At 45.9% G+C, this 12,987-nt stretch carries 8 protein-coding genes; 2 read left to right on the top strand and 6 right to left on the bottom strand.

The features are described from left to right. Window positions 1-176: 176 nt before the first annotated feature. The 6 genes from rsgA to malT all read right to left on the bottom strand — a co-directional run bounded on the left by rsgA (window position 177) and on the right by malT (window position 7,618). On the bottom strand, window positions 177-1,244 hold the full coding sequence (gene rsgA / locus VFDL14_RS14605; protein ID WP_032550539.1) for a ribosome small subunit-dependent GTPase A: 1,068 nt from the start codon (window positions 1,242-1,244) through the stop codon (window positions 177-179). 449 nt (window positions 1,245-1,693) lie between these two features. Continuing rightward, window positions 1,694-2,149, bottom strand: coding sequence for a copper chaperone PCu(A)C (locus VFDL14_RS14610; RefSeq protein WP_032550538.1), 456 nt, complete (start codon window positions 2,147-2,149; stop codon window positions 1,694-1,696). Window positions 2,150-2,204: 55 nt separating this feature from the next. Further along, window positions 2,205-2,795: an SCO family protein gene (locus VFDL14_RS0123070; RefSeq protein ID WP_032550537.1), complete on the bottom strand. Its 591-nt coding sequence runs from the start codon at window positions 2,793-2,795 to the stop codon at window positions 2,205-2,207. Then, on the bottom strand, window positions 2,792-3,229 hold the full coding sequence (locus VFDL14_RS14615; RefSeq protein ID WP_032550535.1) for a hypothetical protein: 438 nt from the start codon (window positions 3,227-3,229) through the stop codon (window positions 2,792-2,794). Before VFDL14_RS14615 ends, VFDL14_RS0123070 begins: the two co-directional genes overlap by 4 nt. A 215-nt stretch (window positions 3,230-3,444) precedes the next feature. Further along, window positions 3,445-4,365, bottom strand: a complete 921-nt coding sequence (locus tag VFDL14_RS14620) for a DUF368 domain-containing protein (RefSeq protein WP_032550534.1) — start codon at window positions 4,363-4,365, stop codon at window positions 3,445-3,447. A 544-nt stretch (window positions 4,366-4,909) separates the two neighbouring features. After that, window positions 4,910-7,618 carry an HTH-type transcriptional regulator MalT gene (gene malT, locus VFDL14_RS14625; RefSeq protein WP_032550533.1) on the bottom strand — a complete coding sequence of 903 codons (2,709 nt, stop codon included), beginning with the start codon at window positions 7,616-7,618 and terminating at the stop codon, window positions 4,910-4,912. A 567-nt stretch (window positions 7,619-8,185) separates the two neighbouring features. Here malT and VFDL14_RS14630 point away from each other — a divergent pair. Both VFDL14_RS14630 and malQ read left to right on the top strand, forming a co-directional pair. After that, window positions 8,186-10,639: a glycogen/starch/alpha-glucan phosphorylase gene (locus VFDL14_RS14630; protein ID WP_032550532.1), complete on the top strand. Its 2,454-nt coding sequence runs from the start codon at window positions 8,186-8,188 to the stop codon at window positions 10,637-10,639. A 131-nt stretch (window positions 10,640-10,770) separates the two neighbouring features. Next, a complete protein-coding gene (gene malQ, locus VFDL14_RS14635) occupies window positions 10,771-12,951 on the top strand; it encodes a 4-alpha-glucanotransferase (RefSeq protein ID WP_032550530.1) in 2,181 nt (726 codons plus the stop codon). The last annotated feature ends 36 nt before the right edge of the window (window positions 12,952-12,987 follow it).

Genomic DNA, 12,987 nt, shown 5'->3' with positions numbered 1-12,987 from the left:
TCTTTACAAATATGGATATGCAGTTGATGTGTCTGTGGTTTTGATTGGCAAGGAATGGTTATGCAAACTATGTATGCATAATTGATATCTTGGATGTAAAAATGCTGCCAAGCGATCTCTCACTGGCAGCATAGTTTGCTTTATTTTGTCTGCTATTTGATGACTAAGTATGCATATTAATCATCGAACTGTTTTCGATGACGGCTTTCATTCTGCACACTGCGATACATCTTAGTTAGCTGTTTAAAGTTCGCGCGTTGCTGCGCTAGCGTCGCGCTGTTTCTAGCTTGTTCACGGAGCAGTTTCTGATAGTTGTTGAATCGACGCTCTGTTAAATCGCCATTTTCGAGTGCTTGTTGAATCGCACACCCTGGTTCAGATTGATGTTGGCAATCTGAGAAGCGACAATTCGTAGCAAGCTCTTCGATGTCGGCAAAGGTTTCACTGACACCTTCGGCACAATCAGAAAGTTGCAGCTCTCGCATTCCTGGAGTATCGATCAACAAACCACCGTCTTTCAGCAAATGAAGTGAACGTGATGTGGTTGTGTGTCGACCTTTACTGTCGTCTTCACGAATCCCACCCGTCGCTTGAGCTTGCTCAGCCATCAAAGAGTTAACGATTGTCGACTTACCTACACCCGATGAGCCCATCAAAGCGACAGTCGCGCCAGATGTACACCATGGCGCGAGTACCTGAACTGACTCTAAATCAAGACCGTTGACGGTTTCAATCATGAGTAACGGATCTAGGCTCTGAACTTGGCTTACTTTGGCCTCTGAATCGTCACATAAGTCTTTTTTGGTTAAGACGATGACAGGTTCCACTTTCGCTTCATTAGCCAGTGCTAAGTAACGCTCAATGCGGCTTAGATTGAAATCGTGGTTCAAGGATACGACGATAAACACGGTCGTAACGTTGGCCGATATCAATTGCTCTGCTACTCGAGTACCTGAAGCCTTACGGCTGAACAGTGACTGGCGCTCCAATAATCGCTCAAATTGTTGGTTGGGTTTGAGTATCACCCAGTCGCCAACTGTCATTGCGGGCAAAGCATGGTGAATCGCGAGATGGATTTCACCCTGCTCAGAAGCAAGTGTATAGCCGCTTCGGTGATGTGCGATCACGCGAGCTGCGAAGTTTTCTTGCTCGTAATCTTCAAGTGTTAGCTGTTGTTGAAAAATAGGTTTCCATCCAAGTTGCGAGAGTGAAATTGGATCGGAAAATGCGTTTTTAGAATTCATTGCTATACCTCGACATACAACTCGCGACTTTGGCGCTATTGCGATGTCAAAAAATGAGAATATGGGTCGAATTCAATAGATAGGACCCCGGGTTTTGTGCTTGTCTGCAGCGCAAACCGGGTAAAAGAAGTGGTTGTTAGATTCTTCAGCTTAGTGTGAATGATGTTTACATCATGCTGGATAACAAGTTACAGATATATGAAGTAACTTATTGGTCGTAAGGGAAAGTAAATTGTTATTGCCTTACGAGTAGTACGCTTCTTTTACTACGGGCGCTAGTGGGTTCATTACAATCATGGACGTTCTCCTTGGTGAGTTATTGACAGTAGTGAGTATAACGCAATGTCATACCACTCGACTCTAAATTGCTTGGCGACTTTAACAAAAAACCATGACAACGAGAAGCTGTCATGGTCAATTATTATGCGAAACTGAATGGAAACTCTAACTTAATGATGAGAATGGTCCATTTTCTTCATGCCATTCATCACTTTTTTGACAGGAACTTCGACAGTTTGGGCGTCACCATTCGCGTAGTTGAGGGTTAGAGTGATGCTTTGCCCTTCCTCAAGGCGAGCTGCTAAATCAAATAACATGATGTGTAAGCTTCCCGGCTTAAGCTCTGCACTGCCATGCGCTGGGATTTGAATGCTTTCAACCTGGCGCATTTTCATGATCTCACCTTCCATAATGACGTCATGAAGTTCTACTTTCCCAGCTGCTGGTGTCGAGGCAGAGACAAGCGTGCGAGTTGCATCGCTGTGATTCATCAGAGTGGTAAAAACAGCGCTATTTACAGCAGAAGGTGGCATTGCGCGTGCGTAGGCGTCATGAATCATAACGTCACTTGCTTGAGCAACTGAAGAAAGCAGCATACCTGCCAATGCGAGGGCTTTTAGTTTCATTATTCTCGGTTCCCTAAACAATCTAATTGAATCGGTTAACGGCTATCGCTAGGCGTTATAGCTTTTTGATTGCATCAACAATCGGTGCTGGCGTAAGTGTATGTGGAACCTTAGTAATCAAGGTGCCATCAGGTTTTAAAAAGTAGAAGTAAGAGCTGTGGTCGAGTGTGTACTCAAGCTCTGAGCCTTCTAATTCTGACTTACGGAAAATCACGCCGTAGTTATGAGCCAGCGCAGTTGTGATATCAAGAGGGCCGCTTAATCCTTCCATATTCGGGTGGAAGTATTGCGCGTATTCATAAGATGCTTCTGCAGCATCACGTTCTGGGTCTAAAGAGATAAACATCGGGCGAACGTTCGCAACCTCTTCTTCAGAAAGCTGATTGAGCGCTCCAGCTAACATGGCTAGTGACGTTGGGCAAACGTCTGGGCAGCGAGTGAAGCCAAAGTACACAATTCGCACTCGAGAATCATTTTCATCGAAGATCTCTACGGGTTGGTTATCTTTACCAAACAGAGTAGTTGCTGAGATCTGTTGCTCTTTCTCTAGCTGCATTTGAGCTTTACTCTGTTCATCAAGATAGGTTTTGACCCCGAACCCGAGTACGAACGCAACGACTAATGCGAGTGACCAGTTTTTACTCATATTTCCATCCTTATTGCTGGGTGTACCGTATTATTGCCGTCGGTTAATTCACCGAGCCATGTCATCTTGTCCATGGTACACACAGGTAAAATGACGTCACCTTGGAATGTATTCCCTTCGGTGCGCTTTAATTGAAATCTCGCCGTACCCATCTCCATTTCTAGACCACTGAGTGATAACTGAAGTTGGTCGGAACTGGTGCCATCCCAAGTGACGGTTAGAGTGGCAGGCACCAGAGGTTGAGCAGTGTCGTGCTCAAACACCATGGTGACCGAATCTTGAGCGCACTCTTGCGTGCTCAACATACAGTACTGACTGATGTCTCGCTCTGTTTGAGTGTCTAGCGCGTGAGTAACTTGCTCGAGTAGTTGTGGGCCAAAGAAGCCGGCAAGCAGGGCGGCGCTTACCATCGCAACCTTAAGTGCTGGGTGCATAGGGGCTCTCATTATTCCTTATATTGAGGGGCGATGGTATCACAAAGCTCATTACGTGCTTGTATCAAAAAACAATTTTGTGCGGAGGGTAGAAGCTTTGTAGTGGAGATTTATCTGGATATTGGTCATGGATTTTTTGGATATACCAGATACAAAAAAGCGAAGCTGCTTGCTTCGCTTTAGGTGTTTTCTATTAATTTCTGTCTACTGGTCTGTTAATGACCGTTTCGCTCTGCGAATTTCTCTAGGCCCAGCACCAATAGAATCGCTGCCATCATCATGATTACCGCGAGGACTAATTGTGATGGTTGAGAAGTAATAGATTCAAATTCAAATGGAGAAAGATTCTCTTGAATCAATGGCACTTGCTCGCCCTTGGAGTTAGTGCGCCAGCTGATGGTCTCTTTCCATGGCCAGATTTTTGGCAGGGTGCCAATCATCAAACCGGTTAGGAAGACTAAAGTTACATCTCTAAATGAACGCAGTAGCCAAGAAAGAACGTGAGAGAAGCTTAAAAGACCAATCACACATCCAGAAAGAAACAGCAGTAGGATGTCAATTTGGAAACCCTTTACGGCAGCAAGTACAGGCGTGTACATGCCGATAAGTAGCAAAATGAAACTGCCGGAGATACCAGGAAGGATCATCGCACAGATTGCAATCGCGCCTGCAAGCATGACATTAATGCTGGTTGGTTCCATATGCAGTGGTTTAAGAACCGTGATGCTATAAGCAAAAGCAACGCCGAGTAACAGAAATAGCCCACGTATTGCATCGCGCTTCTCAACTTGCTTAAGAATATGGAACACAGAGACCAAGATCAGACCGAAGAAGAAAGACCATAATGGCACAGGGTGGGCGACCAGCAACCAAGAGATCAGTTTTGCTAAGGTAGCGATGCTAGTGAATACACCGCCAAATAGAGCGATTAAGAAGAAGCCATTGATGTGATTGAATGCAGCTTTAAAGCCTTCACGTTTCCAAATACCTAAAACACTAGGGTTGATTCGACGAATGCTTTCTAAAAGCGTGTCATAAATGCCAGTAATAAAAGCAATGGTGCCACCCGATACACCAGGCACAACATCTGCTGCACCCATCGCCATGCCTTTAAAGAAAGTACTTAAGTAGTTCATTTGTCTCTGAGAGTTAATAATGGTTTGGTGCAGTATACAAACTTTGGTGTAAAAAAAGTATGAATATGCAATCGAGGACGTCACTTTAATTCTTAGTCCACGGAGAAGGTATGGATTGTGTCATCAAATTCATTCAGGGAAGAAAAATAATAAACTTTGCATCCTATTTTGACTCTCATTATTACTGATTTAAATGAAATTGATTTCTTATTTATATTGCGTTTGTTTGCATTATGCAATTGCATTTTGCATATCGAGAGTCGTTCAGAGAGCCATTTTTGCGATATTCCCCCAAAAAACTGTGTTTTAAAAGTTGGCACGTATCCTGCTTTATACCAAGTGACCCTTCTTAAGCCGAGGGTCACCTAGCCAACTGACGTTGTTAGTGAACCTGAATTTTGTTCACACATATATAGAGCCAATCGCGGATATTGCGGTTGGCTATTTTTTTGTCTGTAAGTTGGTGTTGCCTGTTTTATAAGCAAAAAAAAGCTAGCCACCATCGGCGACTAGCTGTTTCTTTTCTTCGATTCTCGAATCTTCTTTAGTATCCCATTAACTGCAATAAGTTCTCAGCGGTACTGATCGCTTCTTTACGGTTGGCGATATTCAGCTTTTGATACAAGTTACGAATATGAGTCTTGATGGTTGTACCTGCCACATCAAGTTCTTGTGCGATCTGTTCGTTACTAAAGCCCGAGTAGATTAGGCCAAGTACCTGCCATTCACGTTGTGTGAGCGGGCTAGTGCGCACTAGCTCAGGAATGTTAGGGTGGTTGACCAAGTTTTCTACAAAGTCTTCATCGAAGTGTACAGAGCGACTACGCTGAGTGGTTGAGATGTCTTTCATGATCTGTTGCGCACGGTGACGCTCTAGATCGCCTAGGCCAGGTTTATTACTCAGCTTATCAAGAATGTGTCCAATCGTTGAACCATCAACAAGGAAGTTGCCGACCATACCCGTTTGGTTGGTCATGTGTAGTGCTTCTTCAAGCAACACACGAGCGCTCTCTTCGTCGTTGGTTTGAATACGCAGCACAGCCTCAACAATCAAGTTGCGGTTAGTGTCAGTGACCAGGTGAGATCGTTTTGCCTCACTCTTCAAGAATACCAGCGCCTCTTCCGCCTCTTCAAACTGCTCCAACATGATGTGTGCACGTACAATATTACGCCACTGTAGTTGGCAGAAGTGGTTGCTCGCTGATTCAGGGCGAACCGCAACGTTCAACCAATCTTGAATCGAATCTTTATCTCCTTTCACTTGCCAGAAAAGCAGCAGTGAAAGAGAGGCGTTGGCTGTCCAATCTACGTGGTAAGTGGACTGGCGCAGAAGGTGCTGAATCTGGTCGATAAACTTGGCAGCTTTATCAATTTCGCCGCGGCTGAGTGCAATGCGAGCTAACATCGAGTAGCTGTGCAGGTGTTTACTTGGCGAGTGGTGACCGAGAATATCTAGTCCTTTGTAGCAACACTCTTCCGCTTCGTCTAAACGGTTCCAACACCAACATATCTGAGCGCGCACACGCAGTAGGAATTCATGAAGCGGTACGTACTGGAGTTGGTGCTCTTCGATAAGCTTGAAGGCGCTGTCTTGCAGTTCGAATGCCGCTTGAACGTAACCCTGTGCGATCAGAATTTCGCTCTGTTGCAGAATCGCCCACAGTGCTTGATGGTAAACTTGATATTGGCGCGCCAGTTTTTCGGTTTGCTGCATCATTGGTAATGCGCGGCTTAAGTTACCCATTACGTGGTTAACTTCACCCACGACAGAGGTGGCAACAATACGGCTACGGTAAACGGTGGTATTAAGCTGGCTTAGCGCTAACTCTGCCAACTCGAGTGCTTTTTCAGGTTCGTTACTGTTAATAGCCACCTGCGCTCGGAGTGCGTTGTATTGACCTTGCTGCTGGGTATCAAGCTCAATATTACGGGCTTGGTATTGAGACTCTGCCTCTTCTAGCAGCGTGCCTACTTGGTCGTAACGGTGTTGGCTCTGCGCTAACCAAGCACGTAGCATCGAAAGCTTAGGGTCGCTGTAAAGCTGATCTGGCGTGAGTTGCTTGATCGCCATCTCTAACGAAGAGAGTTCGCCTTGGTTAAACATTTGCCAGCCGTGTGTACCTAAGATCTGGACGATTAACTCAGCATTGTTTGCTCTTTGTGCATGACGAAGAGCTTGATGAGGCGTGTCCTGTTTTAACCAAGCTTGAGCGGCAGCGTTATGCAGTTCAGCTTCTTGCTGTGGGATACGCGCTTGACGTTCGTGAGCCAAAAACTCACCGAATAGATTGTGGAAGCGGTACCAGTTTTTCTCACCCTCTAACGGGTAGATAAACAACCCAAATCGGTTGAGGGATTCAATCATCCCTAATGCGTCTTCACGCTGGGTGAGTGCGCACACCAACTCATCATTAAAGTGGTCCAATACAGAGCACTGCATTAAGAAGTGGCGAGTCTCTTTGTCCAGCAGGTCAAACACTTCTTCCACTAAGTAATCCCAGAGGTGGGCGTGGTTAAAGTGAGAAACGGATTCCGCCGATTGAGCAAGTGTACGTTTCTGATGTTGCGCTTGCAGGGCAATCAATTGAAGTGCAGAAGGCCAGCCCTCAACATAGGCACAGATACTACCCGCGGTGGTATCGTCGACACCGTCCGTAACTCGTTGGTTGAAGAAGCGCGTTGTCTCTTCTGTATCGAATGCTAATGAATCGTTGCCTAGCTCAATCATCAGATCGCGAACGCGTAAGTTTGCTGTACCAAGCGGTGGCGTGCCGCGACTTGTTACAACAAGTGTTAGGTTATCTGGCATGTGCTTTAAGAAGAAACGCATCGCTTCATGCACATCGTCATTGTTAACAAGGTGGTAGTCATCAAGCACAAGGAAGCACTCATGATGGAAGTTCGCCATTTCAGCGAATACTTCACTTAGCAAAGAGTGCAGTGATGAGAACTGACGCTTTTCCGCTAACTTTTGTGCGTTAGGACAGGCGTTTTGCGTTGCTTTATTAAGAGACTGCAGCAGGTAGTTGATGAAACGGAAGGCATCATTGTCACTGTCGTCAATGCTGTACCAACCTACATTGGGTTTATCAACCAACCACTGAGCGGCCATGGTGGTTTTTCCATAGCCTGCGGGAGAGCGGAATAATACGAGCTTATAGCAGTCGGCATTTTGCAGCAGATCTAATACGCGTGGTCTTAAGATTGCGTTGTGTAATCGCCCCGGGCGAGTCAGTTTAGACGGGATCCACATGTCGAAGGTTACCTATTCCATGGCTCTTGTCTTTATAAGGAGAGTCGATTGCGTATAACCGACCATCAAAACAAAAGCCGTTATGAATTAATTCTGAAGCTATGTTACGTGAAGAAAAATGGCCCAGACCATGATCAGCCTCAGAAACCTTGCACTGTGGCATATTTTGGCCCAACTACGCCCTTTAATTGTGATGTTTATCACTAAATGGGGTGGTTTGTGATCGTGATGTTGCTCGTTTCTACACATGAATTTGTGAAAAAGATGAGAACATGAAAAATATTTCGTGATCTAAATATCAGAACTCGCAAGAAAGTGAAAATAGGTAAACAAAAAATTCATCATTCAAAGTTAAGTTATGGAACGGGGGCTTGTGATCATAATCACTCCAATTTTTTATTCTGGAGCTGAACATGAGATTTAGATCACTAACCCAACGTCAGTACGCCCCCTACGCCCTTTCATCTACTCCTAGTCAGCCGTTAGACCGGGATGATGTTTAGTTAATTGTGACCATGCACGATATGTCACAGATGAATTAGAACAAATAAAAGCGAGATTTCTGAAATGAAAGCAACTCAGCAAAAAACTTTTGATAAAGTGTCGTTCCAAGAAAGTGTTAAGAAACACCTATCTGCAACCTACGCAACAACAGTAGAAACTGCGGACAGCCGCGCATGGTACCTAGCAATGGGCCGTGCTCTAGCAGAACTGACAACATTTGATCTGCTTGCTACTGAAAATGATGAGAAGATTAAGAACGCTAAAAGCGTTAACTACCTATCTCTAGAGTTCCTAATTGGCCGTCTAACAGGTAATAACCTGATCAGCATGGGCCTTTACGAGCAAATCACTCACGCGATGGAAGAGCTAGGTCAAAACCTAACGGATCTTCTAGAAGAAGAGCGCGACCCATCACTAGGTAACGGTGGTCTAGGTCGTCTAGCTGCATGTTTCATGGACTCTTGTGCAGCACAAGAATTCCCAACTGTAGGTTACGGCCTACACTACGAATACGGCCTATTTAAACAGTCTTTCGAAGACGGTCGTCAAAAAGAAGCTCCAGATGCATGGCGTGGCGTTGAAGGCTACCCATGGGAAGTGGCTCGTCCAGAACTAGCACAAGAAATCGGCTTCTACGGTCACGTTGAAGTGGTTGAAGAGAACGGTAAGCAAGTTCGTAAATGGGTTCCAGGTATGTCTGTTAAAGCAATGCCTTGGGATCTACCAATCGTTGGTTACGAGTCAGACACAGTTTACCCACTGCGTCTTTGGGAATGTCAGGCTATCGCGCCATTCTCACTAGCAAGCTTCAACAACGGTGACTACTTCGAAGCACAACACGCGCTAATCGATGCTGGTAACATCACTAAAGTTCTATACCCGAACGACAACCACGAAAAAGGTAAGACTCTTCGTCTAATGCAGCAGTACTTCCACTCTGCAGCGTCTGTTCGCGATATCCTACGTCGTCACGAAGCAGCAGGTTTTGCTCTAGCGGATCTACCTAAGCAAGAGACTATCCAGCTGAACGATACGCACCCAACAATCGCTATCCCAGAGCTAATGCGCATCCTTATCGATGAGAAAGGCCTAGATTGGGATACTGCTTGGGACATCAGTGCGAACACGTTCGCTTACACGAACCACACACTGCTTCCTGAAGCTCTTGAGACTTGGTCTGAGTCGCTTATCCAGCGTCTACTTCCACGTCACATGGAAATCATTTTTGAAATCAACCACCGCTTCCTACAAGAAGTTCGTAAGATGTGGCCTGGTGATGGTGAGAAGCAAGCTAAGCTATCTATCATCCAAGAAGGTTTCCACCGCATGGTTCGTATGGCAAACCTATGTGTAATCGGCTCTTACAAAGTAAACGGTGTAGCAGCGCTTCACTCTCAGCTAGTTAAGAAAGACCTATTCCCTGAGTTCAATGAGATCTTCCCAGGCAAACTGACTAACGTAACAAACGGTATCACGCCACGTCGTTGGTTGAAGTTCTGTAACCCAGGTCTATCTGCGCTAATCACAGACAAGATTGGTTCTGAGTGGCCAGCGAAACTTGAGCAGCTAGAAGGTATTGCTAAGTACGCGACAGACGCGAAATTCCAAAAAGAATTCATGGCGGTTAAGAAAGAAAACAAACAGCGTCTTGCTGATTGGGTTCAAGAGAACATGGGTATCGAGCTAGATACTAACGCTATCTTCGACGTACAGATCAAGCGTCTGCACGAGTACAAGCGTCAGCACCTAGACTTGCTACACATTCTATCTCTGTACCACCGTATCCTTAACGAACCTGGTTTCGAATGTGAGCCGCGCGTATGTTTCTTCGCAGCGAAAGCAGCACCGGGTTACCACCTAGCGAAAGAGATCATCTTCGCGGTGAACAAGATTGCTGAGAAGATCAACAACGATCCACGCATTGGCAACAAACTGAAAGTGGTATTCATTCCTGATTACCGTGTAAGCATGGCTGAAATCATTATCCCAGCGGCAGACGTTTCTCAACAAATCTCGCTAGCGGGTAAAGAAGCATCAGGTACGGGTAACATGAAGATGGCTCTAAACGGCGCTCTAACTATCGGTACGATGGATGGTGCGAACGTTGAGATTCGCGAAGAAGTTGGCGAAGAGAACATCTACATCTTCGGCCTAGACGTTGATGGTGTTCAAGCGGTGAAAGCGCAAGGTTACAACCCTTACGACTACTACCACGCAGACCCACTACTGAAAGCGTCACTTGACCTACTAACGGGTGAAGAGTTCACTCCAGGTCAACCAGGTCTACTACGTGCAACGTTTGATAGCCTACTAGATGGCGGTGACCCATACCTATGTCTAGCGGACTTCGCTTCTTACGTGAAAGCACACGAAGACATGGACAAGCAATACAAAGACCAAGCGGGCTGGGCTAAGAAAGCCATCCTTAACACCGCATTGGTTGGTAAGTTCACATCAGACCGTTCAATCCGCGACTACGTGAACAACATTTGGAAACTAGAAGCGGTTAAACGTTAATAGACCCCAAATAAGCCAAGGCAGTTTCTGCCTTGGCTCAATTAGTTGGCTCAAAGCTAAATTGAAAATAAATAAACTTAGACAAATAACCCTACAAAATTGAAAGCGTTAGCGCGTTTTCGGAGAGAGCGATGAAAGAACAAAGCGTATTAAAACAAGTCGCAGAAATGGCAAACCTTGCCGACAGTTACGTAAGTGCGTGGGGCGATGAAGCACAAGTATCTGACGAAACATTAACTCGTCTATTGGCTTCATTGGGCTACGACACAAGCAGCGACGACGCTCTGCTTAAGTCTGCAGAGAAAAAACACAAGAAAGATGTATTAGACCCAGTTCTTGTCTTGCGCGATGGTGAGCCTGTAGAGGTTGCACTAAATCTAGGTGTGAGTGCTCGTGAAAGTGAGTTCAGCTGGCGTTTAGAAACGGAGCAAGGAGAGGTACTTGAAGGCTATCTTCAATCTCAAGTTGTACGAGACGAACGTGCAGAGGGTGGCCCTTTAGTGTTTGCATTGCCAAACGATTTGGCATGGGGTTATCACAAACTTGTGGTTAGCCGTAAGCGCCGTAAAAAGCCTTACGAAATGACACTAATCATTACGCCAAAAGCGTGTTTCAAACAGAGCCCAATTGAGCAGGGTAAGAAGCTTTGGGGTCCAAGTGTTCAGCTTTACACACTTCGCACTCAACACAACTGGGGTATCGGGGATTTCGGTGACCTTAAACAGCTTGTGGCTGACATCGCTTCGCGTGGTGGTGATTTCGTGGGTCTTAACCCAATTCACTCTCTGTTCCCAGCAAACCCAGAAGGTGCAAGCCCATACAGCCCATCTTCACGCCGTTGGTTGAACATCCTATACATCGATGTGAGCTCTGTACCTGAGTTCGCGTTGAGCGCAGAAGCGCAACAAACAGTAGGCAGCGCAGAATTCCAACAGCGTCTGCAGAAAGCTCGCGACGCACACTGGGTTAACTACACAGAAGTGTCTGAGCTAAAGATGAGCATTCTTCCGCTGCTATTCACTGAATTCAAACATCGTCACCTAGACAAAAACAGCGACCGTGCTCAAGCATTCCTAGCGTTCGTTGAAGAGGGCGGTGATAGCCTAATGCATCAAGCAGCGTTCGATGCATTGCATGCGGAGCTTCATGCAGAAGATTCAAACATGTGGGGCTGGCCTGTATTCCCAGAGAAATACCGTACATTTGAAAGCCCGGCGACTCAAAAATACATCAAAGAGAACATTGAAAAAGTACACCTATACATGTACCTACAATGGCTAGCGGATTGTCAGATCAACGACGCACAATCTCTGGCTGAAGAGAAGGGTATGGCTGTAGGCCTTTACCGTGACCTTGCTGTAGGTGTTGCTAATTCTGGTAGCGAAACTTGGGCGGACGAAGGCAACCTAGTAATGGATGCGAGCATTGGTGCTCCACCAGATATTCTAGGCCCTCTAGGTCAAAACTGGGGTCTTCCACCGCTAAACCCAGAAGTACTTCAAGCGACGGGCTACGATGCTTACATCAAGCTACTACGCGCAAACATGAAGCACTGTGGCGCGTTACGTATCGACCACGTGCTGGGTCTACTACGTTTGTGGTGGATTCCAAAAGGTGAAGATGCAACACAAGGTGCTTATATCTACTACCCAGTTCAAGACATGCTAGCGATCTTAGCGCTTGAATCACATCGCTACCAATGTTCTGTAATTGGTGAAGATTTAGGTACTGTGCCTGATGAAATCGTCGATATCCTAGCGGATGCTGGCGTTCACTCATACAAGGTATTCTTCTTCGAAACATCTGAGGAAGACGGTGGCTTCATCTCACCAAAACACTACGCATCACAATCAATGGCTGCACTGTGTACGCACGATATGCCGACGCTACGTGGCTTCTGGCACTGTGATGACCTGAAGATGGGGCAAGAGATTGGTCTGTACCCAAATCAAGAACAGCTGAATGGTCTGTTTGATGACCGTCTTGAGTGTAAGCAGGGCATTCTAGATTCTGTTGCATGGCATGGTTTCCTACCGGATGGTGTAGGTCGTGATGCGAGCCAAGTACCAATGGACTCTTACCTAGCTGAAGCGCTACAACTTCACGTTGCGGCAGGTTCTTCAACGCTACTAAGTGTTCAGCTGGAAGACTGGCTAGAAATGGATCAGCCTGTAAACATTCCAGGTACGGTAGACGAATACCCGAACTGGCGTCGTAAGCTATCGATGAACCTTGATGAGATTTTTGCTCACGATGGTGTTAACCGTATTGCTTCTCGTCTGACTGAAGTTCGTGAAAAAGCGGGTAACTAATATGCTTGAGTGGCCCGATAATACTGAGATTTTTGC

The organism is Vibrio fortis, from assembly GCF_000695685.1.
GTDB classification, from domain to species: Bacteria; Pseudomonadota; Gammaproteobacteria; order Enterobacterales; family Vibrionaceae; genus Vibrio; species Vibrio fortis_A.
Note: the sequence above shows the minus strand (reverse complement) of the source record. Positions and strands in the feature narration are given on the sequence as shown.